Genomic DNA, 24,772 nt, shown 5'->3' with positions numbered 1-24,772 from the left:
ACAAGGGATGGCAAGAGTAGTAAAAAAGAGTACGCGTGCAAAGAAGGCAACTGGTTCGACTGCAGCGTCGCCAGTAGTCGCGAAAGCGCAAAAGGCGGTTGATGCGGCGAGTAAATCACTTGATGGGCAATTAGATCGTGTTGCGAAAGCAAAAGCACGGGCCCAAAAAAGTAATTCTGCAGCAGCAAAAACATCATTGGCTACTGCCAATAGCAAGGCAAAGGAATTACGCGCCAAGCTGGCAATGGCTAAGATGAATCTCGCCAAAGCCAAGGCTATGGATGCTGTGCGTCTAGCAGAGGCTGCGGCCAAAGAAAAGGTTTCCACTCTGGCTGATAGCCTGTCTGCCAAGGCGGATAAAGATCTGGCTGCCGCGTTAAAGGCGTTTGAAGCGCGTTGGAAAAAGACTCGCGATAAGGCCCACGCCAAGAAGATCAAGGCTGCGGAGAAGAAGGCAGAGGCTAAGGTAAAGGCTGCGGCGAAGAAAGCCGCTGCCAAAGCCAAAGAGTTTGAGAAGAAAGCCGCTGCCAAGCTGAAGGCGGAAGCGCAAAAAGCCAAAAGGGCGGTCGCCAAGAAAGCGACTTCTGCGAAAAAAGCAGGTCGGCCTAAGAAAGCCACTGCAGCCAAGACGGCCAAGCGTGTAGGGCGCCCAAAGAAAGCTACTACCGCGGCCAAGCCGGCCAAGAGAGTAGGGCGTCCCAAAAAGGCTACAGCTGCAACAGCTAAGAAAGCACCTGCCCGCCGGGGCCGTCCGCCTAAAGCGGGTGCTGCCCGTCGCGGCCGTCCGCCAAAGAAAGCGGCATAGCCCGAGTTCACTTAAACCCTACTTTATAGCTGGGCTTAAACAGCTATCTCAGACCCCGGCTCCGTCCGGGGTTTTCTATTGAAGGTACCCTGTAGTTTTTGGCTCTTTGTTAATTTACATGACTCCCCCTTGCGACCATGCCACAATCCCTCTCTTTGAGTTACCTGGTCTGAGATTGTTGTGAAGATTCTTGCCCTGGATACGACTTCTGGTTCTTGCTCTGTAGCGCTCTACAGCAATGGCCAGATTTCTGAGCGTTTTGTTCAGGCTGAGCGGGACCATACCCGTAGGCTGTTGCCGATGGTGGATGAAGTGTTGGCTGAAATGGAGCTGACTTTGGCGGGGCTGGATGCTTTTGCAGTTAGTCGAGGGCCAGGCTCATTTACCGGCCTGCGCATTGCTATCAGTAGTGTGCAAGGGCTGGCCTTTGCAGCGGATAAGCCGGTGGTTCCGGTGTCCAGTTTAGCTGCTTTGGCCCTAGGGGCCAGGCGAGCGCATCCTGAGTGGGGTGAAGCTTCAATAGTGCCCATGTTGGATGCGAGGATGCAGCAGGTATATTGGGGTATTTACACTGCTAGCGAACCACATCAAAGCCAGGTGCCTGAGGCGGTACAGCACCCTGAGCAAGTGCTGATGTCATTAAAAGAGTCCCACATATCGCCCCCTATTTATGGTGCTGGACCTGGTTGGCATTATGAGGCTCTGCGCATGGCGCACATGGGTGGGGTTGACTTGGATACCCTGATACATGCGAGGGAGGTTGCCCAGCTGGCTGTGCCACTATACCTGTCTGGTAAGGTGGTGACCGCACAAGAATTAGAGCCTGTGTATCTTCGCAATGAGGTCACCTGGCAGAAACGACAAAAAATCCGATCTAAGAAGTAACCCATGGAAATATTTCAAATTGTTGTCTTGGCCTTGATCCAAGGGCTTACTGAATTCTTGCCTATCTCTAGTTCAGCGCACTTAATCTTACCTGCCGAGGTATTGGGCTGGCAGGACCAGGGACTTGCATTTGATGTCGCTGTGCATTTTGGTTCGTTGATAGCGGTTGTTTCTTATTTTCGTAAAGATATTTGGGCGCTGATCCGGGATGGGCTTGGAGGGTTAGCCAGCGGGGACTTTACCGATGAGGGCAGGCTTGCCTGGTTGATTGTATTGGCGACTATTCCGGTAGGTTTGGTTGGGCTGATTTTCAAAGACTTTATCGAAGCCAATCTTCGCTCAGCAGCTGTTATTGCCACGACCACAATTGGCTTCGGTATTCTTCTCTGGTGGGCGGATGTGCGTGGGGTGCGCACACAAACGTTGGCTCAACTCAATTGGAAAAAGGCATTGCTGATTGGCTTGGCTCAAGTATTAGCACTGATTCCTGGTACTTCCCGCTCAGGTATAACCATGACAGCGGGGTTAATGCTAGGAATGAAACGAGAGGCTGCCGCACGCTTTTCTTTTCTCTTGTCGATACCAGCAATTGCACTGCCGGCGCTGTTACTGACATACGACTTGCTTTCACTGGAAACTGTGCCCTGGGGCGATATTCTGCTGGGTGCTGTGTTGTCGTTTATTAGTGCTTACTTATGTATTCATTTTTTTCTGCAGTTTATTAGTCGTATCGGTATGGCACCTTTTGCAATTTATCGCCTGATACTAGGTGCGGTCCTGATTTGGATGATATGGGGGTAGGTAATATGGCAACTGTAGCGTTTATTGGCTTGGGGGTGATGGGCTACCCGATGGCTGGGTATTTATCAAAAGCTGGTCATCATGTAAGGGTATACAATCGCACCGCTAATCGAGCAAAAAAGTGGTTGGAGGAATACAAAGGGGAAAGCTTCCCATCCCCGGCTGAAGCGGCTAAAGGTGCGGAAGTTGTCTTCGCCTGCGTGGGTAATGATAACGACCTACGTCAGGTAGTGGTTGGAGAGCAAGGTGCTTTTTCCACTATGGAGAAAGGTAGCTTATTCGTAGATCACACTACTGCTTCGGCGGATGTTGCTCGGGAGCTGGCAGCCATTGGCAGTGACAAGGGGATATGCTTTCTTGACGCCCCGGTTTCTGGTGGCCAGGCAGGCGCTGAAAATGGGGCGTTGACTGTTATGGTTGGCGGAGATAAAGCCGATTTTCAGCGAGTTAATCCGTTAATTGAAACTTTCGCCAGAGCGGTAACCTTATTGGGCCCGGTAGGTAGCGGCCAACTGTGCAAAATGGTCAATCAAATCTGCATCGCCGGAGTAGTCCAGGGGCTTGCTGAAGGCCTGCATTTTGCCAAGGCATCCGGGCTGGATGCGGAGCAAGTAGTGGATGTAATTTCCAAAGGTGCCGCGCAGAGCTGGCAAATGGAAAACCGCTCCCAGACAATGCTGGCTGGCGAGTATGACCACGGTTTCGCAGTAGATTGGATGCGTAAGGACCTGGCTATTGTCCTTCAGGAAGCTCAGCGTAATGGTGCATTGCTGCCAGTCACTGCATTGGTGGATCAGTTCTACAGCGAAGTGCAGGCAATCGGTGGTGCCCGCTGGGATACTTCCAGCCTGTTTGCGCGACTGATGAATGTGCGTTCCTTCGATTGATACTCTCTACTTGAAAGCTGCTCTCGGGGTTGGATGCAGTTATTTCCAACCCTGCATTCCTAATTTATATTGTTTAACTCTCGATGAAAGTTCTATTGCTCTCGGCCTATGATGCGGACAGCCACAAGCGCTGGCGTAAGGGTCTGGTTGCCGCTTTTCCCGAATGGCAGTGGACAGTCCTTACCCTGCCCCCACGATATTTCAGTTGGCGCATTCGTGGAAATAGCCTGACCTGGGCCAGAGGGGAGGCTGCGCAAGCCCTCAAGCAGGATTGGGATCTTGTTATTACAACTTCAATGACGGATCTCAGTGCCTTACGCGGTTTAGTGCCAGAGCTGGCTGGGATTCCGACTGTTGTTTATTTTCATGAGAATCAATTTGCTTATCCGGTGAGTACAGATGCTTACCAATCTATTGAGCCTCAATTGCTAAATATTTATACCGCATTGGCTGGGGACCTAGTTCTTTTTAATTCAGAATTTAATCGTCGCACTTTAATTGAGGGAGCTGTTACATTACTCAAGCGTTTTCCCGATTGTGTACCTACAGGAATTTGCGAGGAAGTACAAAACAAATCTAAGGTCTTGCCTGTACCCTTGGAAGGTGCGCTCTTTGTCAAAAAAAGCGCACAAACAAATTTTTGTTGGGATCACCGGTGGGGACAGGGTTATCAGGAAGAGGTAACCGAGGATACATTGATCATCAGTTGGGCTGCCCGCTGGGAGTATGACAAGGGCGCCGATCGACTACTGCAGATTCTTCAGGGCCTAAAAGAGAAAAAGGTAAAGTTCTTGCTCAACTTGATGGGCCAGTCGTTTCGTAACAGCCCGGAAGAGTTTAAGCAGATTAAGCAGGAATTCTGCCAAAATCTTTTGGTGGTGGGGTATGTGGAAAGCGAACATCTCTACCGGCAAACCTTACGTGGTAGCCATGTATTTCTATCTACCGCTTACCACGAGTTTCAGGGGCTAGCGGTAATGGAGGCCGCAGCGATGGGCTGCACGCCATTAGTGCCGGATGAGCAGTGTTACCCGGAGTTTTATCCTGAGCAATTGCGTTACTTGGGGGTGAGGAATGCAGTTACAAAGCTTGAATCTATGGCCAAAAGAGTTCAATGTGCGGAAACGTTAGTAAAATTGGACTTTCATAATATTTCATGGGAAAGCTATAAAGATAAATATTTTTGTGCTCTGAGCAGATGTATCTCCGATACAGTCGGCTATTGTAAATAAAAGTATTATTAGCCAAACCTACTGAAAAACTTCACCGACTAAGCGACTTTAGTGGGGTTGTATAACGCTTTTTTAGGTATCTAAAGTTCATATCAGTAGGCCTGGATCTGGGATCGGCCAGCCGCTCCCTGGCTTGAAAAATACTGCTAGCAGCCCTATAGCTTATGGGCCCTCACTAGTCTTGACTTTTATACTCCACAGAATAGAGATGGCAATAGATAGAGGTTTTGGTACCATTCCATAAGTCAGCAGTATCCCCCCTCACTCTGAGAAGGCCGCGTGCGTGGTATGCTGCCACGAATATGCTCATATTAGCAGAATAATTTACGCTTTGACTTGATGCGGAAATCATGGTGCCTTTTTATTCTTTGTCCATTGTAAGGCGCGCTGAGAGAAGTGTTATATCTTGCTGTCTTGCAAGTAGATCAAGTCATCGAAGCTTTTCCTTGTTTTTATATCAATGTTATATTCTTTAGCTGCGGACTTCATATGGAAATTGATAAGGATATATCATGAGTAAGTATTTTTTGGCCCTGGCAGTTCTATTTTCGGTGCTAGCTATTGGTTGTACATCCGTATCAAATAGGCCGGGGTCTGATCAAGACGGTCAAGTTGAAGAATTGGCCTCTAACCTCGATAAACAGGAGGAACCAAAGAATGAACTAGTGTGTAAGTATCGCGAAGGGACGGGATCGAGATTCAAAAAGAAGGTCTGCATGACAGCAGAGGAGTGGGCAGGTGATTCAGTGGAAACGGCCAGAAATGTTAATAAGCTAAGAAAAACAGTCGTAACGGGGCAATCACAAGGGCGTTGATGGTTTTTATTCTTAAAAGCCGAAAAGAGAGTTTATGCTAATTATCCTTTCGGCTTTATTTTCAGTTAAGGATTTAATTGGTGTGATTTAATAGAGGCTCAATTTATCCATACTCTAGTGTAAACGCGTTTTTGCTCGGATGTGTCAACAAACTCATCCCGATCGTGAAGAATCCGAGTGTTGTCGATAAATATCATGTCTCCTGAGTTCATATAGAAGCTGACAACGTTTTCTTCATTGTTTAGCTCCCCGTCGAGCATGTCTAAAGCCTGCAATACCTCCTTGGTTAGCGGTTGATCGACCCGCTGGTGACCTTTTTCAATCCAGTAGCGCATATAGCGAATTGATAACTTACCCTTTTCGTAGCTGAAAATGGGGAAGTGATTGTTAAGGATATTCTGTAGGTTCTTGTCGCTGCCTGGGGTGACAAGATCGCGTATATAGTTATCATAGAGTAGAGCGAGCTTGCCAGGTTCTCTTTCTCTTAGGGCTTCGTGGACCTGTGCTGCGGAGACCACTTTGGATTTTCCACCTTTTATCGCAGGGGTGATACAGCACAAGCCGAGAATATTGGGCTGGATTGTACGTTGCGAGCTGTCTGTATGTACCCCGGTAGCTGCATTAGTTTGTGATACCGGAATTGCTTCATCTTTATAGCTTCGACCTGTATCCAGGATACCGTACAACCTGCCATAGGTATCAATAGTTTGCCCCATTGCCAGGCTGATATTTAAGAACAAAAGATTGAGTGTATCTTGATCGAAGCCATCAATCCCCTGAATCCAGGTTATACCGCTTCCGTGTGCAATTTCTTGCTTGATCTGTTGGGCAAGTTGATCAAACTGTGGGGTTGGTACTGAGTCGGCTCTCAAGGATTCAACAGGATGATCCTGATTGGAAGCCCAATCTTGAAGAGCTTTTACTTCCTCTTGCCAGCCGGAAGGCCAAGCAAACTTCCAGTTGGATTTTGAGGCTATATCTGCAGCCTTCCACGCTTGAGCGCACACCTCTTCTCTGGGAGCCAGTTCAATCATTTACTTGTACCTTAAATAAAACATGCAGAGGGTAACCTTTCAGAGGGCCAAAGAATTCAGGGTCCAATGCCAGGTGTTCGTCTGTTACCGCAAGCTCATTCACCTGCGGCAAAAGATTAAACCCGGCTGCTTTGAGTGCTTCGAAGTAATGTGAAAAGGTTTTGTGTACACAACGCACAGATACTGGAATTCCATCTCTGCGCCAGATTTTTCCTTCGAAAGTTTGATTGATGCCATCGAGATAGCTTTTATCTCCATGCTCAAAGTAAAACGGTGGTGTTTCTTCACGCATAAATGGTAGGCAAGGGTGGGGCACGGTAAAAACAAAGGTCCCGGTGGAGGCTAACAGTGATCTAACCTTTGTCATTACCTGAGTCATCTCTTCAATCGTGAGATAATTAAAAAGAAATACAGCAATGGCCTTGTCGAAGCTCTTTTGTGGGAATTGGTCAAAAGTCACAGCATTAGCAGCCGTATAACTGGCAGTGGATAGTTCGAGCTCTGCTGCCATTGCCTGTGCTTGACTGATCATCTCCGCAGAAGAATCGATGCCAAATATCGAACGAGCACCATTTTCCAGAATCATGCGTGAGACGTAACCCTCGCCACATCCAAAGTCCAGAATGTCTTGCCCAGCAATATCTCCTAACTCCTCAAGCACTCGAGGTCTTGCAGTAAAGTCACTTAAAAGGACCTTCTCAGATCGCAACCAGTTGCCTGCTTGGGCGTTATAGATTGTTTCAGTTGATAACGGCTGGTTCATCCTGAGCCACTCCAGAAGCTTGTTGAGTATAATTATTTAGATTTTCGAGAGGCTTTTGCGGCCCCCTAATTGCACGTTCCAACATGCCATCCCAGAAGGCGGCCCTTAAGTTCAAGGCTTTAAGCACTCCGTGACGAAGACGCTTGCGGCCCTCCTCGGTATTGGCAAAATCCAATGCGATTTGGTTTAAGCTTTCTGCATGGTCATCATCAATGAGTGTATGAACAGAGAAGAAGCAATAATCCTCCGGCTGAAATTCGGGTAGGCTTTTTAAGCCTTTTTCAATGAAAGGATAAATAGAGCTGACGATATGCTCTGTACCTAATCCTAAAGCCCCGATAGCTTCTTCAGTAGAGCCATAAAGCAATACTCCGGAGAGCATGTCATACCATATAGCAGGATCATCGGAAATTCCTATTTCTGGTGTTCCGCGTAACGCCCTTTTTCTGAAGCTCTCAAACAGCTGTGCGTGTGGGATGTTCCGGACCCAGCTTGCACTGATCCCGTGAGTCTCCAGCTCTATAAGCTCTTTTTCTTCATAGTGTCCAGACTCTTCTGCGAGATTTTCCAGAAGAATGTTCCGGTGCTTCGGGGTAGTCAATCTGGAAATCACAGCAGTGAGCAAGTTTACAAAACGGGATGAATAAACCCCGTACTGTTGAGCAAAATCCGCGACCGCATAGCGAAAGTTTGGAAGGGATGCACTGCTGAATTGTTTGAGATATGGGTGGTTGATAGCCCTGTGCTTTAGCGCTTCTTCAGGGAGTTGCTCTAGCCAGGCTCTTTTATGATTATTCATCTGAAGCCTTAAATTCCATCTGTTGAGCCGAAAGTTGGCAACCGTAACAAGTAATTATTTCAGTTTGCTAACGAACATCCTGTGTGAATAGCGTTTAATGGTTGCTCGACCAGTAAACGGATTTTGAGTATACGGAGTAAAATTTTTTCTAGCAATATCATGATTATTATTCACGGATGCTGGTTGTTTGTTGCCTCTGTTTTCTTGAGAAAATTTAATTAGTTTTTGGCTGCGGGGTGTGTGGCTATACCTACTTGTAGGTATTTATTTTCTGATATATTGAAATTAATGGGCTTTCGCCTCTTGTGTTTCTCTTTTCCATTTGTTTGTAATTGCTTTTAATTCAAGAAAATTTAAATTTCTTTTTGTCAGCTTCTATATTTTGTTTATGTGTGTGGCGTAGGGGTGAAGGATTTATTTGGTGTTGAATTTTTTTGTGCCCTTATTGTTGTAAAGCCGAATCGAAGTATAAATTGATGTAAATCAATTCAAGGGTTATTTATTTGTGATTGGGGCTTGGAGCTTAAAATGAGCCTCAGTATGAGTGAAAAAGCATAAGTTTGAGTGGTGCTGGAAGGATGTTTTTGCTTATAAGGTTAGTAGGGATTTTGTGATTTAAGGTTTTCTTTACTATTTATATGGTTGGTACCAATTGGATTTTCTTGGCAGTATCATGATTTTATGTCGATAAGTAGGTGGTGTGATTTCAGAGTAGAGACTGCTAACGAGGCAGTAATTGGAAAGAAAATTCTCTTTTAACTAAATGGCTTTTGAGATTTGAGTTACTGGCTAGGGTGGGGCGAGAGATTGTATGTAAGAAAAAAATTGGCATACTTAGCTACCGCAAATGTTCACTGATGTAGATGTAATTGGTACTTTTCATATGGGACGCTCAGTCATCTGACCAGGGGCCGAGTAAAGGATACCTGCATTCTCTATCAATTAAGTTGACCTAGAAGGAAATAGCTACTAACTAATAGCTCATTAAGCCCCGAATGCTATTGTCTATTCTTCTTTGAGAAATGACTGTTTGTACCGCTAGTCTCGCTTTTGAGTAATCTCATTGCACTACCAGCCCGGGCGAATTCAAAGGACCTGCAAGCTTTGCCTTGGTTTTTAGAGGTGAATCGTGGCAGCAACTCTTATTGACTCAGTAGTTTTCTGTGATCTTTTCAGCACGCAGGCAATGCGAGATATTTTTTCAGATAAACAGAGAGTTCAGTACTACCTGGATGTCGAGGCGGCCCTGGCAAAAGTTCAAGCGCGATTGGGGATCATTCCCGAGGAGGCGGCGAAAGAGATTTGCAGCCACTGCAACGCCGATGAGATTGATTTCGTACGCTTAAAGGCACAGACAGAGTTGATTGGTTATCCCGTTTTTGGGGTTGTACAACAGCTGGTAGCACTATGCGATAAAGGGCTGGGGCAATGGTGCCACTGGGGAACTACAACCCAGGATATTACTGATACAGCTACCGTTTTACAGATTCGTGCGGCATTGGAATTGATAGAAACTGATGTGGGAGCAATTTCAATTGCATTAGCTAAATTGGCGAAAGAGTATCGGGATACGCCGATGGTGGCGAGAAGTAATTTGCAACAGGCTGTACCAATAACTTTTGGTTATAAAGCGGCTGTATGGCTGGCTGGTTTCCATCGACACCAGCAGCGCTTAGAAGAAATTAAAAAACGTGCACTGGTTGGGGAGTTTGGTGGCGCAGCGGGAAATCTGGCCTCGTTAGGGAGCCAGGGATTGGCGGTACAGGTGGGGATTATGGAGGAGCTTAAGCTAGGGAAGCCATGTATTGCCTGGCATACCATGCGAGATAGAATCACTGAGGTAGCCTGTCTGCTGGGGTTGATCACTGGCACGCTGGGGAAAATCGCTCTCGATATTAAATTAATGGCGCAGACAGAAGTGGGTGAGGTTTCAGAGCCATTTACGTCCGGGCGAGGAGCTTCCAGTACGATGCCACAAAAACATAACCCTGTCTCTTCAGTCTATATCAGTGGCATTGTGCCAATTATCAGGCAGCAGGTGGCAGCTCTGCTCAATGCTATGGAAGAGGATCATGAGCGAGCTACGGGTACCTGGGAAATTGAGTGGGTGGTACTTCCTGAAATATTTTGCCTGTCGGCTGCAGCCTTGGCGCAAGCGCGCTTTGCTTTAAGTGGACTTAATGTGTACCCGGAAAATATGATGCGAAACCTAAAACTGACTGGGGGCCAGGTTTCCTCTGAGGCAGTTATGATGGGATTGGGTCCTAAGATTGGACGCGAGAAAGCCCATGACCTGGTATATCAGATCTGTTGTGATGCGGTGGAAAGCGGGCAGTCATTTGCCGAGTTATTGAAACAAAACCCGGAAATATCTGAAAATCTCAGTTCCAGTGAGGTGGATGAATTATTGGATCCCAAGAACTACTTAGGATTGTGTGGTGAGATGGTTGATCAAACCCTGGCCGGGAAGGAGCGGTAAAGATGTTTATTTGAATGGTAAATCTCTTCAGGCTGGGGTTTCTTGAGTTATGAAAAACTTAATTCGCTCTGAAGCTATACAGAGATTATGTCTTAAGTATTTATCGGCTTTGGAGCAAGGTGATTTGGAGGCTTTGAAGGCTGTTTTTATAGAAGGTGCGAGGGTTTATTCTCCGATATTTGGGGAGTGCCAGGTTGATGATTTTTACTCCTATGTCACTCAGGCAACAGAAGAACGTCACTTGGAGTTAAAAAATATTATGCAGGGAGTGATGAATCCAAATCAGGTTGCTATTTATATGACTTATACGCGTACTATAAAAGGCAAAGAGCCAGCTACTATTAACACGGTTGATATTTTTGACCTTGCTACTGACCTAAGTGGATTCTCTTCCGTAGCTATCATTTATGATACTGCTCCAGTTAAGAGTGATTTTAATTGAGAAATTCTTATGGGTTAGATTTTTCTGTCTATAGGCATGGCACAAATTTATGTGCCATGCCGCCATCCTGTCTTTTTATAAAACGAACTCTTTATTTAATCGTAGTATAACTAGTGAATGACGCTTTCTAGTGCTTTCACTAAGCCAGAAGTTGGAGTACTGTCTGGTATTGGGCAGTTGAAGCTCTCAGAATGCCCATAGCTATAACCATACAGCAGGTTGCAGGCCATGACCTTGTGACCTGCTGTAGTGGGATGTACCGAGTCACCAGTAGGGATTATTTTGCCCTGATCTGCCAGAAACATATTAAAAGAAGCTCTGGCATTTTCTACCGCATTTTTAATCTGGGCATTGTAGTAATCGGTGCAGTAATTTTGGGGGTCTTGCCCGTCAATATTACTTCGGCGAGGAATCATCGAGATTACAAAGGCAATATTTTTATCGGCTATGCCTAATGAAGAAAGGTGACTATATATTTTACCCACCAGAGTAGAGTTATCCGTAATATTTGCTGGTGACAATATGCCGGCAACAACCTGCTCCAGTCGACTGGCTGTGGTGCTTCCTATATCAGGTGCGGCACTGCACTTGGTGGCGCCATTCATATTTAAGAAAGTAATGTCGTTGGTTCCCAGTTGGATAGGTATCACAACGGCATCTGTGTCGGAGAGGCTTTGACTCAGCTGGCAGGCTTGGTTACCTAGCCATCCGGCACTGTTACTGCCTTCCCGGCACATTTCGGTAGCTACCGAATTGAAGTTAGCAATGGATTGAGCGCAGTTGGCAAAATTATAGCCAGATGGAACTTGATGACCTGTAGGGTTTAGGAAGCAGAGCATATCGCTTGTGGTGGCTCCTGGGATTCCCGAATGCCAGTAATTCCTGCTTTGTTGTGCCAAGTCCTCTGGGCCAGTTGGACCATTTACAGTTCCGATAGTGTGTATGGGCTTGCCACTGTAGAGAATTTGGAGGGAGCCATTGCTCTCACTTGCGGTAAGCGGGAAACTGGATTTGCCATTGGAGGCATCGAAGAGATGTTGCCAAATTTGGGAGCGGAAGCCATTGGAGTTGAAGGGTAGTGTTGTCATGCCATAGGTGATCGAGTCCCCAATAAGCCAGAGTTTTATGCTGTTGGCATTGCCTTTATTGGGATTGGACGGCTCAGTGGGCTGGGGCTCTGGTTCTGTAGGTACAGGGGTACTTGGCGGAGAGGGTTCTGTTACGCTATTGGACTGGCAGCTAGTGGTCAGGTTTGGCTGAATATTTTCACCCGTGTACTCACCATTAAAACCAAATGCCCGAGCCTCGCCTGGAGGAATAGTGTCCTGGCCGCTGGCAGTCACTGTACCGCTATTTTCGCTTATCAGAGCATTCCAGTGATGGGCCACTTTTTGGTTACCTGGCCATTGCCACTGTACCTGCCATTTCTCAATGGGGGTATTTCCAGTGTTGCGGATAACCACATTAGCCATAAAGCCATTGCCCCAGTCATTTTGGACAGTGTATTCCACAGTACACTGGCCAGAGGATGGCAGTGGGGGGGCAGGTTCCGGGCTTGGTGCAGGTGTTGTGTCTGGTGTTGTGTCTGGTGTTGGAGTTGGCGGTGTTGTTGGGGATTTAGTGGACTCAAACCACTTAAGTGCGTAGGCGCGGAACTCTCGCTCTGTAGGTAGGATACCCTGCTTTGCCTGAAAATCGATCAGGTATTGTTTGGCGTCCCGATAGAACTCTTGGTGTGTTTGGTAAATCTGTTTTTTGTTCCCCTCGTTGTCGATCAGCCAGTAGCCGACAAACTCATTAGCCCAGCTGTCATACTCGTTACCATACATCTGCCAATACAAGATAAAAGGAGTCCCCCACTCCAATGAAGTTTTAATCACATTGCGCGAGAGCATATCCTGTGCTTCTCCGGAGCGGGTGCCCCAGTCTTTGAACCAGGATTCACCGTATCCGTACTCGCCAATAAATACTCGTTTTTCAAATGGCAAGCCTGCCTTGGTGGGAAGCTTTGAATTAATGAAATCTAAAGCTTTGGTTAACTCGGTATGTAAGGTGGCGAAGTCTGAGTGTCTTTCCTTGGTAGTCAGGTCATAAGCTGAGTAAGACACCAGATCCACATTAGTGTGGGGTAGTACGGCATTGGTAATACGCTCCTTCCCCTGCATTGCTGACTCAACCCTATTGACTTCAACATAGTGATACAGGTTGACATCGGAGTGGGTTACATTGGCTTTAGCATCATCTATGGCCTTCTGACGAATATTGAGCCAGTCGATTAATCCCTGGATACGTATGGGGTCGATTTTTTCCTGGTTGTCATCACGGGTTCCGTCTGCCTTTTGCACCAGGTTCCAATCCCCTTCCCAGTGGCCGATCATAAAGGTTTTACCAGATCCGTTATATTGCGTTAGCAGGTATTCAGCCAGGGCATAAATTTTATCGTACTGCCAGGTTAGTTCATCTTTGGACATGCCCTTGTTGTCCATCCAGGAGCCTGAATCTTCCACCCAAAACATATAGTGGGAAAAATCCATTTCCAGGACCTCACGATAAGCGGGCACTTCTTCAAGCATGCGTTTGAATTGGTAGTCCAGCCCTTTGCCTCGTAGTTCATCATACAGGCCCGTGGAGAGGGCAATCTTAAGAAAATTCGAGCCCATTGCATGAATGGCCTTGGCAGACTCCACAAGGGAGCCTTCTCCGGTAAAACTGTACTTGGGACTGATTGTCTGGGTACCGAGAATGTAGTTGTAGCGCTCAATTGGGGATAGTGGAGTGCTTGTTGGCGGTTCAGTAGGTGTTGGGGGCGAAGATGCTTGCTTATTACAGCTGGCATTTATCTTGGATGGGATCTGCTTGCCCCCAGAGTAGGAGATATTAAACCCAAAGGACCGCGCCTCGCCTGTTGGTATGGTGGCAAAATCGCCAGTTCCCTCCGCGGTAACGATATTGCCGCTTTGACTAATCTTGGCATTCCAGGAGTGATCGATGACTTGGTCTGCGGGCCACTGCCAGTCGACTGACCAGCCATTGATGGGTTCATTGCCAGTATTTCGAACGACTACAGCGGCCATGTAACCGGTATTCCACTGGCTCTGAACAACCAGGTTCACGTCGCAGCTTGTAGCTCCGAGCGCCTGACCAGAAAGCCCTAATAAAAGTAAAGGGACCATGCTTGCTTTGATGAGTCGGATATGCATCAAGAAACCACTAATTATTAAATTTGTACCAACAGCTAAGGCTCCTTCCTGGCGATAAAGTTTCGTTTAAAGGAGTTATGCTGAATAAATGACTATTGATTCACATCTTCTGTCGGCTCGTGAGTGCTTCAAAATTTATCGGAAGCTAGAGGCATCTCGGGTAGTTCCTGATTGCGCTCCAAATTGGTGCGCGTTTTTGTTGGAATAGTCATAAATTCATCAAAGCTAAACTAAAAACGTTCTGGTCATCTCCGATGATCCTCTCAAAGTAAGTGGAAATTACATCGACCTCGGTCTATGAATGATATCTATATTTAATAAATCCTAATTGCAGATCTGGCATTGCGAATTACCCTGGCTTTTGGTCTGTTGGGAGTTATTGCAAACCTGTGGATAGCGTAAATGAAGTATCATGGAACCCGCGTGCCAAAGTATTAACTTAATAAAAAGGTGCGAATCAAGGAAGAATATTGTCATACCTGTCTAAGCTCTATTCACTGTATAGGTTTGTCTCTATCAGGAAGAAATAATAGAAATAATAAAAGTACAGTCATGTAGTTGTACTTCGTAAAGCTGGCTATCGAGCCAGTTTCTTTCACTGCGTTATCAGAATAATTTTTGCAAGTAAGGTCAGCCTTCTTTCCATGGCTCATGCTATGTATAGGCATCGCTATAGCAAATTATTTGGAGAAAAAATGAATAAAATAATAATCAAGATTTGTGTGGTGCTCTTGGGGCTAGTAGGCGCTACCCCTCTTGCATTCGGTGCGGACTGGTTGCTGGGTACTGGTAAATACGATATTACGGGCCCAGCCGCCGATGTTGGTATGGTTGGCTATGGTGAGACAGGGCAAACAACAAAGGGAATTCACACCCGTTTGTGGTCCCGCGCGTTTATTATCGCGAATCCACAGAATAGTCGGCGCCTAGTATTTGTCTCTGCGGATCTGCAGGGCATTCCCCAGGGCGTTAAACAGGGTGTAATCGCCAAACTTAAAAGTAAGTATGGCAATAATAGGTTCACTGATGAGAATGTGATGCTCACAGCAACTCATACTCATGTGGGGCCTGGTGGTTACGATCACTATGTAATGTTGAATATGAGTGCATTGGGTTACGCAGGAGATAATTATAGCGCGATTGTGGAGGGTATTTACCAGTCTATTGTCTCAGCGAATAACAGCCTGAAGGAAGGCGATATTTATCTCGATCAGGGTACCCTGCTCAATACCAGTGTTAATCGCAACCCAGAACCTTACGCACAAAATTCCGATATTAGTAATTACCAATACGATACTAATAAAACCATGAGTCAGCTCAAATTGGTGGGATCGGATAATGAGGCAATGGGGATTATCAATTGGTTTGCTGTGCACAATGTTTCCCTCGGAACCGAACAACGCCAGTTGAGTAGCGACCATAAAGGTGCGGCCAGTTACCTATTTGAAACCTGGGCTGCTGGCCAGCCCAATACCTCAGATGGTTTCGTGGCGGCTTTTGCCAACAGCAACCTGGGTGATGCCTCTCCTAATGTGTGTGGCCCCAGAGATGGCTGCGGTACTAGTGAATATGCGAGTTTAGAGCTGGCTGCAGAAAAGCAGTTTTCCAAAGCGCAGTCACTATATGAGTCAGCAGCTAACAAGTTGACAGGGGAACTGGACTATCGTCATCAAATCATCTACTTCCCAGGCTACACAGTGGCGGGACAGTACACTGGAGTAGGACAGCAGGATATATGTGAAGGCGCGGTTGGCTGGTCCTTTACAGCGGGTTCTACCTGGGATGGCCCCAGTGGAATTGACGGTATCTTCGAAGGTATGTCTGTAGATAATGAGGGTACAGAATGGGATCGCAGCGAAAGCCTGTTTGAATCTGTAATTGATGGATTCCCGATATTTGGATTGATGAACGCTTTTTCTGCGGTGGCTGTTTTCAACGAGACTCAGGATGATCCCTGCCAATATCCAAAGCCAACCTTTGTAGAGCGTAAAGTGGTGGGGCAAGAGCTGTACACACCCTATTTACCATTTCAGATGTTTCGAATCGGCTCCCTTGCCCTGGTTGCTGCGCCCAGTGAGATGACTACTATGGCGGGGCGCCGTTTGGAAGAGCAGGTGCTCTCAGCTATGCAGGGTAATGGAATCTCTACGGTGGTGATTGCCGGTCTGGCGAATGCCTATAGCGGTTACGTGACTACACACGAAGAATTTGATATGCAGCACTATGAGGGTGGCCATACTATCTTTGGCCCCAACACCCTTGCAGCTTACCAGCAAATCTACACGGAGATGGCCTATGCCATGAACAATAATCTGGAAGTCGATGCAGGCCCAACACCTGCAGATTTATCTAATGACCAGGTGATTCATGTTATCGGGGTGGTTTATGATGATAAGCGTCTTTGGGAATCTTTTGGGCAAGTCTGGAATGATGTCGGTAACAGCTACTCTGCCGGAGACATGGTGAGCGCCTCTTTTCGCTCTGGACATCCTCGCAATAATTTCAGGACTGGCGGCACGTTTATTGAGATTCAGCGAAAAGTGAATGGTAGCTGGAAAACCTATCTTACGGATAATGATTTGGATACCCGTTTTATCTGGACCAGGGATACCGCTATAGATTGTCTGGCTTGTTCCTTTGCTGAAGGGCAGTGGACAATTGGTGAAAATACTCCAGCTGGCACATATCGTATTAAGCATTACGGAAACTGGAAGAGTGGGTGGACAGGAAAAATTTCCAGCTATAGTGGCACCTCAAGCAAATTTACTGTAGCTAATTAGCAGATTCCTGCACCAATTAGATGGCATTACCGAAACTGTGATATCGACATCTAGGTAATGCCATATTTTCTATAAATGCCCTAAATATAATATATTTGTGTGCCATTATAAGTTGCTTGTTCTTCTTTTTATTCTGCTTCTACTATGTAATTCATTTTCCGCTTTTCCATCAGTATAATCGCGATTTCTCCATTCTCTAAAACACATGTAGTCCGCCTGGTAATAAGCAATATAGGGAAAGTTTTTTTACTTTACTTATGTATGAATAACTAGCTGTTCTTGCTGTCCGCAATGTATGGGTTGGGGTTATTTGCAGATGCAGTGCTTGCCGAAAAGCAGGCTTAGCTAATCCCCAGAATCTATAAAGAACTATGGAAAATTATTGCTTATGAACGGGGTGAGGCTGATCTAATTCAATAGATTCATTTAGGGATCTCACTGGCCCAGCACGGGCAATATGGTTTGTTGCGAAGAAGCATAGGGCAGTGGAGCCTATATAAACATTGCCAATGCCGAGCTTAAATATTATCAATGAGATAGAAAGGCTCCTTCTCTGATAATTGATGTCCTAATTTGTCGGCTTTATGTCCTTTGCGACTAATGCTATTAATTTATGCTTTCAACTGCCTCGACTGGAAGCGCACTATTCATATAGCGGGACTTTTATGATATGTCTGATCAATTGTCGAATAAACCTTTGCTCCTGCTAAAAATAACTGACTTTCGAATTTAAGGTTATAACCATGAAAATATTTTTCTGGGCTGCCCTGTGCTCATTACTTTTAAGTAGTAAGGCTTGGGCCCACTCTATATCTAAGGACGCTTTCCATATTGGAATATTATTGTACGATGGTGCACAAACTATTGATTATGCTGGCCCTTATGAGGTTTTTGGTCAGGCGCGTTATCGTTTGACAACCATCTCTGAAGATGGTGAAACCATTACTTCAGCGATGGGATTACAGGTGGTTCCAGATGCCAGTTTTGATCAAGAGAATCAATTTGATGCGGTAATTATCCCTGGGGGTGGCATCAATAAAGCGATGGAGAACCCGGAGATATTGCAGTGGATTAAGGAGCAGTCTGAGCAGGTGCAGTATGTGCTATCGGTATGTAACGGTGCCTTTATTTTGGCGAATACCGGGCTGCTTCATAGTAAGAAAGCAACCACTATTCGTGGAGCCTTCAATTCGTTCGAGAAAAGTTTCCCTGATATCGAATTGGTAAAGAATAAAAAGTTTGTAGATAACGGGAAGATCATTACTACCGCCGGTCTTTCATCCGGAATAGATGGTGCTCTATACCTGGTAAGCAAGATTGATACGATGGAGAAAGCCAGAAGTGTTGCGGCGAAGATTGAGTACCAGTGGCAGCCGCAGGGCGGTTATATCCGGGGTATAATGGCAGACAAAATTATGCCGAATTTTGGTGACTTGCCTGAGTCAATTCAATTTGTTTCTAAGGAATATAGCTATGGCGACTTGGAAGATTGGTATACCGCATTTCAGGTTTCCGGTGATGTGGAGACTGTAAAAGCCTGGTTAAGTGAACAGATGAAAGAGAATCCAGATTGGAAAATTAGTCAGGGAAAATTTATTGATAATAAATGGATATATCGGTTTTCTGATGATGGTATTGTACTGCAGATTGATTTTGTTTCTCCTTCTGAGGTCAATCCTTGGATGATTAAGTTAAGTATATTGGATCAAGCGTCGTAACTTGGCGGTTGTGGCTATTAGTGCGTATGGAATCTCCGTTAAAATTTAAGTTATATATTTAGTTTGCTCTATGAGTTTGCAATGACATTTGATCCAATCCTATTTTTCAAAAAATCAGAACAGCGGGAAAGTGTTGCTCTTGGGATCATCCGATTCAACATATCTTTTACAGCGCCACAAAGTCATTTTTGAGTTACACTGTGAGGGCTCTTCATTGCGACGGTAGCAAATTTGGTAGGGGCGCTCAATCTCCCAGCCCCGTCTTACATTTTTGTAGGTTTGGAAATTTGTGAATGAGGGGTTCTTTCCACCAGTTACTTGCACTTTACAAATGCTATCCCAGTCCATTAATTGGACCCTGACAGAGGATGCCAGGGAGTAAGTGGAGAATAAGCTTAATAAGAGAAGGAGGGCCGCTTTCACAATTATCCTTCCTACCTGGCTTGGCGCCACTCAGGTTTAAAACACCGAAAATGATAGTGTTATAAGCTTCCATTTGCGAAAATTTATTGACTTATTTGAATATAGACTGAAAAGTTATAAAGGCGTATAGGGTCTAAATCTGACTTTTATAGCTATTGCTTTGTGGGGGATTCGGTATCGACTTCCAGGTGATCCCTGAGAATAATTTCTCTTTGTTTTCGCAGCGAATCCAGTTTTTGAGTCGCCTCGTAGAGTTGTTCCTGGTTTATACCAAACTGCTTCCCTAGTTCAATTTGTTGTTCTAGCTCCGTAATTTTATGCTTCGCAACTGCGGCAAAAGAGGCATATATGGCCTGTTCCTGCCGAGCTTCAAACTCTCGGTAGAGATCGCGAGATGCAAGTTCTTCAGTGCTTGGCTTTGTGCGTGGATTATTTTTAGGGGCAAGTGGAGGTGTACGTGGATCGCCAGTTTTCATAGTCTCTGCTAATGATTGCACAGCTACGCTTTTTGGGTTTGAAGAGAATGCGAAGTCATTATTTACATTGAGTTCTGAATACTGGGTAACTACGGTTTTTGTCGAAGGTTGGTGAGCTTGGGTGGAATAAGGGAAATTTGGTTTAGGTTTGTCCCTATCGACTATCCCATCCAAAGCTATGCTTTGATCATTTAGAGCCACTGCAGTAATGATCAGTCCAACTAATGTTAGAGCGACTACAATTAGCAAGATTCGCAAGACAGCAACCTCTGATTTAATTGTATGGATGCATTCTTTTTAGCCAGTGATATCAGTGTATAAAATTTTTCTTGGAGTTTTTTCTGAGCAATAGCATTAGTGGCTCTATAGTGCACCGATTCGCTCTCGATTGGCTGATAGCTAACTTCCCGCTGGTCTATCCAGAGTATTTCCCAGTGCACATCCCCGGCTTTTTGGGGGCTGCGAAAGGGTTTTGAGACTGTATTTTCAGGGAGGCTAAATGCCATGGCGAGTGTCCAGTGATCGCGATGGTTTTCTCGATCAATCCACCCCAGGCTGCCGTTGGAGTTACGGTCTGTTGCGTTAGAGTATTTCTGAATTGCTTTATGAAAGGGCAGGCCGGCTTTGATTTCCTTATAGACAAGATCGGCCTTTTCTTGTGATTCCAGGCGGATATGATAGGCGTGAACCTTTTCAATACGCTTGAAGTTCTCTTTGTGTTTTTTATAGTACTGATGGACTTCTTTCTTTGTCACAGATTTTACGAGAGCTTGGAGATGTGGGTTTTCATCGTGAATATCATGAATCAATCCCATATTTTGTAATAGAAGTTCACGTTGTAGGGCATATTCTATACACTGTTTGACGGTTGCGCGGGATACCTGGTCCAAGGATGAGCCGATTTCAAACCAATCTAACACATAGGCGCTAGTGAGCTGTTGCTTTATGGCCTCGCGGATGAATTCCAAATTCAAGCTGTGCATCTGTACCTTAAGCTGAATATTCTGGCGACGATATAAGTCCCATAAAGTCAATACTTGTTCAGCTTGTGTATCTCTGAACTTGTAGCGAGCAATCACTAGCTGCTCCGCTGAATTCCGTTGGTCAGTTGTCATGGAGCTATAGAGCTTTTGCTGTAACTGAAGAATTGGTTTGAGTTTGTTGATATTAAGTGTCAGAGGAGCTGTTAGAAAATCCAGACTGCTGTTTACGTTTGCAGATTGCATGGTCTTTTCAAGCGGGGTCTGGTAAGCGCTGCGAATCAGTTTGAAGAGCTGTTGCTCAACCTGCGTATGGTAGTCGTAGCCTACAGTGTTGTGGTTATCTATTACAGACTTCGTGGTGTTCATCGTGGCTAGTAGATGGCTTTCTAGAAGCCCTTTGAGAACTGACCGCCTGTTGGCCTCTTTATCGTGGCGACGTGCTGCTTTTACAAATACGTCTAATGCCGCTAGAGATATATCTTCGCCATTAACTCTTGCTGCAACACTATCTGGTAGCGTTGTAGGTGAGTCCGCGAAAGCCAGAGTGGTCACTATCAGTACGGCGGCCAATACCCAGATAACTCTCATCAGAATATCCTTAGACCACTGGCTGCGGGCGCCAGTGGTGAGCGCTTAATTCTTGTTGTTATTCACTGACTTTTTGAGCAGCGTGATTGAGGATATGAACCACCATTGCAATGGCATGAGGCACGACCGTTTTGGCCACTTGCAGCCTGTCGTTATGATCGGTACTGGATAAAACAATACCACCATTGGCATAGGCGAGGGCGCCGCCTTGAGTCAGTAAGGGGCGAATATCATCGCTGCTTTGCCCTATAGCAGTAAAGTTAGACATGGCCTGAGCAACCAGTGCTTCGTCATTGAGGTTTTCGCTATCGTAGTAATCTGCAACCCAGCCCTCCCAACCGCTGTGGTTGAGCCCTGAGGTGGTCCACACATGGTGTGGCTGAAGCAGGTCAGTGGTATGCATTACAAAGCCGAGAGTTTGTGCGGTTGGTTGGGCAAGGAATTGGCTGTACCAGTACTGGCCGAGGTTGTCGATAGGTTGAAAGGGGATCTCCTCAAAGTCGTCATACATCGATTTGGAGGAATGGCTACCCTGGCGATAGTTGGCTTCAGTAATACCATAGGTATTGTATTCTGAGTCATCGGCTGACCACCAACCGGTCATTCCCCCATTACCATCATCCAGATAGTCGCCAACCAGCCAGGTAGCTGCCATATTATCAATGCTGTCCCATACGGTAAGCAGGTCGTAGTTGTAGCCGCCGAGATCGTTCCCGTGAACATCTGAACCGCGGGTATGATTTTGGAAATGCCAATAGCTTGTGTAACCCACTAGTGAGGCTCCGGCGTTAAACACTGGAGCGTAGACACAGTCACCAGTGATTGCCCCGCACAGGTAAGTATCTTTGAAGTCGTCAACATCATAAGCGCCCTGGCCAAGTACTTCCGCAAACTCATCTACACTAAATCCGGCCGCATTTACCCAAGCTTTGAGTTTATTGTATTCGGTAGTCTCTGGGTTGTTGCGCATATAGGAAACAGCGTCAATTGCAATGCGCTTATGGGTGATCTGTTGGAATGCTTGGGTAGAGGATGCACTTAAGGCCGCGAGGACTAGGCCGGTGGTGATAATTTTCTTCACGACAGCTCCTGATATGGTTTTTATGTCTTATAGAGAGCGCCTGTGGAAGCCCAAAGGCGAGCGGGCGTAAGTATGCTGGCGAGAAATGACAGTTTTAATGCGTTTCTATGAAGATAATCAATTGGCTCGGTGTAAGCGGTCAATCTATGCGATGGATCTCATATAAGGAAACATGAAGAAAAGATTTATAGTTTTTGGATACTTTAAATAACTAAGATTATTTCGGGCGCTTTATTACGTAAATTCTCAGGTGAAAATGTTGATTGTTTATACAATATGGCTGTCTTTAATGATACAGGCTGAGTCCTCAGTTGAAATTTCTTTAAGACTCTTTTTTTAGTATTTTTAGTCATTAAAGTTTTTGATGTGTCGGGTAGATCTCGTACACACTGAGAATGCGATAATCCCCCGTGGTTCTGTCATGTTTCTGCGCGTATATTTTCCAGCTAGTACCTGTACGTATGCCAATAACTGAAACGGTACGATTTGCCCCATTGTAAAACCCCCGTTGATTGCTGGTGCCATAAACAAAGGCTGTCCCGTAAGTAGCTGCTAGGTTGTTGCGAAGGGTATCGCCATTAACAGCCGCAGGTTGTACATGAGCAACATCAAGGGCAGTACTGCCTATGACTGGGCGGATGACAAAAGAGCAGGCAGATAGTTGGCCGGTTACCATCATTGAGGGCCCAGTTGCGCTGGGTAAACGATAAAAACCCAGGTTTGCCGCACCGACATCCATATGTATGGAGTGTGTAAAAAACAGGTGTGGATTTGTCGCAAGATAAAAAGCATTACCCCTTATGTGGAAAGATTCAGTTGAGTGCATATTGTGTGTTCCCAGAATGGTTCCAGGACGATATGAATTTCCGCCATTGCCGATGCAGTATTGAGTTATTCCTGATGCTCCAGGATCACCATAAATTCTAACTGGGTAGGTTTTCAGAAAAGTTGATGTATTTGCTTGCAGTTGATTGAATGCGGTTGCCGGTAAGATTGCCATGTTTATTTTCCTTTTATAGGCGTATGAAACAAAAATACCCATAATGTGGCATCTGCCACTTGGTTATGAGTAAAAATAGAAGTTTATTTCCCCCGAAAGCTGCTATTTTTTGTGACCACTCGCTAGATCTGATTGCCAGATTAACATGTGTTTATTAAGGGACTCCGCAGACATTGATGCCAAATTATCTTCTTGTCTCTTTTTTAAACTTATAACCATCAAAGATGGAAAGAGGCTTTCGCTTATACTAATAGCTATTACCGGAAGATATCCGGTATTTCTTATTCTTTGTGCAGATCTTCGGCTGTATTGTTCTCCGATAGTTAGGCTGGTCAATAAACCTGATAGATCTGATTATCTGGCGTAACCCTTTGATCATGTATAGTTGCGGGCAACGACGGATGCCTATGAGGAAGTTCGTCAACCAATGATTTAGATAGTGAGGCAAGATGGACTATCAATCTTCGAAAAGCCCCGTGTTGCAATTGTGGAAAAAGTTTGGGAGCTCGGCACTCGGGCGCTGGGCAGTTTCTAAAGTAGTGGCCTTCAAGGCTCCATATTTCAGGTCTATCAAGCCATGCTTTGCCGAAGTGTCCCCAGGACATGTCGAAGTGCTCTTAAAAAAGCGCTGGAGTGTTACTAATCATATTGGAACTGTACATGCTATTGCCATGTGTAATGCCGCCGAGCTAGCTGGTGGCGTTTGTCTTGATGTATCCCTTGATCGACGATTTCGTTGGATACCTGTAGGGATGGAGGTTAAGTACTTGAAGATGGCTAAAACTAACTTGAGAGCCGTATGTGAGTACCCTGAGTTTGAATCTATTGATGCGGGTGATGTAATCATGCCAGTCGGGGTTTTCGACCAGAACGGGGAAGAAGTTTTCCATGCAGATATCACTATGCGCGTATCCCAACGGCCCAGCGCCAAATAAATGCTGTTCTGGAAGGCTTGGAGGTTCTTTACTCTAAGCCTTGCCTAAGAAGCCGGCTAACCAGCCATCTACCTGTATGGAAAATGTGCACCTGTACTAACCTTGATTTCAACAGGTGTGGATTGGTTGAGGAATCCGTAAAATACCCGGCTTCTTAAACTGTATCTATCTGGAGGAATTATGGGCTTAGAGTGGAAGTTGGGTCGATCATCAGGCCTGCTTGATTTGGTCAGTGATGACGGTGCGGAATACCAGCTGTACCATGCGAAGAGCAATGCTATTACCGATAGTGATGTATACCAGGACTTAACCGAGACCTTGGGTATGGCCGTATCCAAGCTCAATGAGAGTATCAATGACTCTTCCCTCTACTTCCTGATTCGCTGGGAAAGTGCTTCTTCTACATTGACAATCTCTATTACTGACGATAGCAGGAAGAAGGATTCTGATATTGTCGTGCGGTGTCATTTCCTTGCGCTGGAGCCATCGGAGGCATTTACGGAGAACCTGAGGTTTTGGTGTAAGGAATATCTATCTACGGACCAGGGATTTTCCCAGTTTTCCCTTGTGGCACTTTTTGCTGATAAGTCCAGGGACAGCGCTGTTATCCTTTAATACCAAGTCGTACTTGAAGGCTCCTAATGCC

Annotated in this window: 20 protein-coding genes; 12 read left to right on the top strand and 8 right to left on the bottom strand. The window is 45.7% G+C overall.

Annotated elements, in window-relative coordinates; all coding sequences use genetic code 11:
* Nucleotides 1-7: 7 nt before the first annotated feature.
* From ACJJI7_RS22270 to ACJJI7_RS22245, 6 genes are all read left to right on the top strand, one after another.
* A complete protein-coding gene (locus ACJJI7_RS22270; RefSeq protein WP_282952892.1) occupies nt 8-805 on the top strand; it encodes a hypothetical protein in 798 nt (265 codons plus the stop codon).
* Between the two features lie 180 nt (nt 806-985).
* Nucleotides 986-1,690 (top strand): tRNA (adenosine(37)-N6)-threonylcarbamoyltransferase complex dimerization subunit type 1 TsaB, encoded by a 705-nt coding sequence (tsaB, locus tag ACJJI7_RS22265; RefSeq protein ID WP_282952893.1) that lies wholly within the window; start codon nt 986-988, stop codon nt 1,688-1,690.
* A gap of 3 nt (nt 1,691-1,693) precedes the next feature.
* Nucleotides 1,694-2,491 (top strand): undecaprenyl-diphosphate phosphatase, encoded by a 798-nt coding sequence (locus tag ACJJI7_RS22260; RefSeq protein ID WP_020413446.1) that lies wholly within the window; start codon nt 1,694-1,696, stop codon nt 2,489-2,491.
* A gap of 5 nt (nt 2,492-2,496) precedes the next feature.
* Nucleotides 2,497-3,378, top strand: a complete 882-nt coding sequence (locus ACJJI7_RS22255; protein ID WP_020413445.1) for an NAD(P)-dependent oxidoreductase — start codon at nt 2,497-2,499, stop codon at nt 3,376-3,378.
* 83 nt (nt 3,379-3,461) lie between these two features.
* Nucleotides 3,462-4,610, top strand: coding sequence for a tRNA-queuosine alpha-mannosyltransferase domain-containing protein (locus ACJJI7_RS22250; RefSeq protein ID WP_444901194.1), 1,149 nt, complete (start codon nt 3,462-3,464; stop codon nt 4,608-4,610).
* Between the two features lie 512 nt (nt 4,611-5,122).
* Nucleotides 5,123-5,425: a hypothetical protein gene (locus ACJJI7_RS22245; protein WP_282952897.1), complete on the top strand. Its 303-nt coding sequence runs from the start codon at nt 5,123-5,125 to the stop codon at nt 5,423-5,425.
* Nucleotides 5,426-5,523: 98 nt separating this feature from the next.
* Here ACJJI7_RS22245 and ACJJI7_RS22240 read toward each other — a convergent pair whose 3' ends face one another.
* Genes ACJJI7_RS22240 through ACJJI7_RS22230 form a run of 3 tightly spaced genes read right to left on the bottom strand, consistent with a single transcriptional unit; the run spans nt 5,524 to nt 8,021 of the window.
* On the bottom strand, nt 5,524-6,459 hold the full coding sequence (locus ACJJI7_RS22240) for a TauD/TfdA family dioxygenase (RefSeq protein WP_282952898.1): 936 nt from the start codon (nt 6,457-6,459) through the stop codon (nt 5,524-5,526).
* Nucleotides 6,452-7,222 carry a class I SAM-dependent methyltransferase gene (locus tag ACJJI7_RS22235; RefSeq protein WP_282952899.1) on the bottom strand — a complete coding sequence of 257 codons (771 nt, stop codon included), beginning with the start codon at nt 7,220-7,222 and terminating at the stop codon, nt 6,452-6,454. Before ACJJI7_RS22235 ends, ACJJI7_RS22240 begins: the two co-directional genes overlap by 8 nt.
* Nucleotides 7,200-8,021 (bottom strand): iron-containing redox enzyme family protein, encoded by an 822-nt coding sequence (locus tag ACJJI7_RS22230; protein WP_444901195.1) that lies wholly within the window; start codon nt 8,019-8,021, stop codon nt 7,200-7,202. The genes ACJJI7_RS22235 and ACJJI7_RS22230 overlap by 23 nt, the downstream gene beginning before the upstream one ends.
* A gap of 1,129 nt (nt 8,022-9,150) precedes the next feature.
* On the opposite strand from ACJJI7_RS22230, the gene pcaB reads away from it, so the two are divergent.
* Entirely contained in the window at nt 9,151-10,500 is a 1,350-nt protein-coding gene (gene pcaB, locus ACJJI7_RS22225; RefSeq protein WP_282952901.1) for a 3-carboxy-cis,cis-muconate cycloisomerase, read from the top strand.
* Nucleotides 10,501-10,549: 49 nt separating this feature from the next.
* Nucleotides 10,550-10,942, top strand: coding sequence for a nuclear transport factor 2 family protein (locus ACJJI7_RS22220; RefSeq protein WP_282952902.1), 393 nt, complete (start codon nt 10,550-10,552; stop codon nt 10,940-10,942).
* Nucleotides 10,943-11,052: 110 nt separating this feature from the next.
* Here ACJJI7_RS22220 and ACJJI7_RS22215 read toward each other — a convergent pair whose 3' ends face one another.
* Nucleotides 11,053-14,142, bottom strand: coding sequence for a cellulose binding domain-containing protein (locus ACJJI7_RS22215; protein WP_444901196.1), 3,090 nt, complete (start codon nt 14,140-14,142; stop codon nt 11,053-11,055).
* 695 nt (nt 14,143-14,837) lie between these two features.
* Between ACJJI7_RS22215 and ACJJI7_RS22210 the strand changes: the two genes are divergently transcribed.
* Together ACJJI7_RS22210 and ACJJI7_RS22205 are read left to right on the top strand one after the other, a co-directional pair.
* On the top strand, nt 14,838-16,922 hold the full coding sequence (locus ACJJI7_RS22210; RefSeq protein ID WP_282952905.1) for a neutral/alkaline ceramidase: 2,085 nt from the start codon (nt 14,838-14,840) through the stop codon (nt 16,920-16,922).
* Nucleotides 16,923-17,665: 743 nt separating this feature from the next.
* Entirely contained in the window at nt 17,666-18,640 is a 975-nt protein-coding gene (locus ACJJI7_RS22205) for a DJ-1/PfpI family protein (protein ID WP_051089500.1), read from the top strand.
* Between the two features lie 575 nt (nt 18,641-19,215).
* Here the strand turns inward: ACJJI7_RS22205 and ACJJI7_RS22200 are convergent.
* From ACJJI7_RS22200 to ACJJI7_RS22185, 4 genes are all read right to left on the bottom strand, one after another.
* Entirely contained in the window at nt 19,216-19,797 is a 582-nt protein-coding gene (locus ACJJI7_RS22200) for a hypothetical protein (RefSeq protein ID WP_444901197.1), read from the bottom strand.
* The gene (locus tag ACJJI7_RS22195; RefSeq protein ID WP_282952907.1) at nt 19,782-21,110 is read right to left on the bottom strand and encodes a peptidylprolyl isomerase; all 1,329 of its coding nucleotides are present in this window, start codon (nt 21,108-21,110) and stop codon (nt 19,782-19,784) included. Before ACJJI7_RS22195 ends, ACJJI7_RS22200 begins: the two co-directional genes overlap by 16 nt.
* Nucleotides 21,111-21,168: 58 nt before the next feature.
* On the bottom strand, nt 21,169-22,191 hold the full coding sequence (locus ACJJI7_RS22190; RefSeq protein WP_020413431.1) for a phospholipase C/P1 nuclease family protein: 1,023 nt from the start codon (nt 22,189-22,191) through the stop codon (nt 21,169-21,171).
* A 352-nt stretch (nt 22,192-22,543) separates the two neighbouring features.
* On the bottom strand, nt 22,544-23,191 hold the full coding sequence (locus tag ACJJI7_RS22185; RefSeq protein ID WP_020413430.1) for a hypothetical protein: 648 nt from the start codon (nt 23,189-23,191) through the stop codon (nt 22,544-22,546).
* Between the two features lie 449 nt (nt 23,192-23,640).
* On the opposite strand from ACJJI7_RS22185, the gene ACJJI7_RS22180 reads away from it, so the two are divergent.
* Both ACJJI7_RS22180 and ACJJI7_RS22175 read left to right on the top strand, forming a co-directional pair.
* Nucleotides 23,641-24,126, top strand: a complete 486-nt coding sequence (locus tag ACJJI7_RS22180) for a hotdog fold domain-containing protein (protein WP_282952908.1) — start codon at nt 23,641-23,643, stop codon at nt 24,124-24,126.
* Nucleotides 24,127-24,306: 180 nt separating this feature from the next.
* Nucleotides 24,307-24,741 (top strand): hypothetical protein, encoded by a 435-nt coding sequence (locus ACJJI7_RS22175; protein WP_020413427.1) that lies wholly within the window; start codon nt 24,307-24,309, stop codon nt 24,739-24,741.
* Nucleotides 24,742-24,772 lie beyond the last annotated feature (31 nt).

The organism is Microbulbifer variabilis, assembly GCF_056232115.1.
The sequence above is the reverse complement of the archived record's forward strand: the minus strand, read 5'-3'. Positions and strand labels throughout refer to the sequence as shown.

Bases quoted from the DNA above. Each gene is read 5' to 3' on its own strand.
- ACJJI7_RS22270 (WP_282952892.1), top strand. From the start codon at position 8: ATGGCAAGAGTAGTAAAAAAGAGTACGCGTGCAAAGAAGGCAACTGGT.
- ACJJI7_RS22260 (WP_020413446.1), top strand. From the start codon at position 1,694: ATGGAAATATTTCAAATTGTTGTCTTGGCCTTGATCCAAGGGCTTACT.
- ACJJI7_RS22255 (WP_020413445.1), top strand. From the start codon at position 2,497: ATGGCAACTGTAGCGTTTATTGGCTTGGGGGTGATGGGCTACCCGATG.
- ACJJI7_RS22250 (WP_444901194.1), top strand. From the start codon at position 3,462: ATGAAAGTTCTATTGCTCTCGGCCTATGATGCGGACAGCCACAAGCGC.
- ACJJI7_RS22245 (WP_282952897.1), top strand. From the start codon at position 5,123: ATGAGTAAGTATTTTTTGGCCCTGGCAGTTCTATTTTCGGTGCTAGCT.
- ACJJI7_RS22240 (WP_282952898.1), bottom strand. From the start codon at position 6,459: ATGATTGAACTGGCTCCCAGAGAAGAGGTGTGCGCTCAAGCGTGGAAG.
- ACJJI7_RS22235 (WP_282952899.1), bottom strand. From the start codon at position 7,222: ATGAACCAGCCGTTATCAACTGAAACAATCTATAACGCCCAAGCAGGC.
- ACJJI7_RS22230 (WP_444901195.1), bottom strand. From the start codon at position 8,021: ATGAATAATCATAAAAGAGCCTGGCTAGAGCAACTCCCTGAAGAAGCG.
- ACJJI7_RS22220 (WP_282952902.1), top strand. From the start codon at position 10,550: ATGAAAAACTTAATTCGCTCTGAAGCTATACAGAGATTATGTCTTAAG.
- ACJJI7_RS22215 (WP_444901196.1), bottom strand. From the start codon at position 14,142: ATGCATATCCGACTCATCAAAGCAAGCATGGTCCCTTTACTTTTATTA.
- ACJJI7_RS22210 (WP_282952905.1), top strand. From the start codon at position 14,838: ATGAATAAAATAATAATCAAGATTTGTGTGGTGCTCTTGGGGCTAGTA.
- ACJJI7_RS22205 (WP_051089500.1), top strand. From the start codon at position 17,666: ATGAAAATATTTTTCTGGGCTGCCCTGTGCTCATTACTTTTAAGTAGT.
- ACJJI7_RS22195 (WP_282952907.1), bottom strand. From the start codon at position 21,110: ATGAGAGTTATCTGGGTATTGGCCGCCGTACTGATAGTGACCACTCTG.
- ACJJI7_RS22185 (WP_020413430.1), bottom strand. From the start codon at position 23,191: ATGGCAATCTTACCGGCAACCGCATTCAATCAACTGCAAGCAAATACA.
- ACJJI7_RS22180 (WP_282952908.1), top strand. From the start codon at position 23,641: ATGGACTATCAATCTTCGAAAAGCCCCGTGTTGCAATTGTGGAAAAAG.
- ACJJI7_RS22175 (WP_020413427.1), top strand. From the start codon at position 24,307: ATGGGCTTAGAGTGGAAGTTGGGTCGATCATCAGGCCTGCTTGATTTG.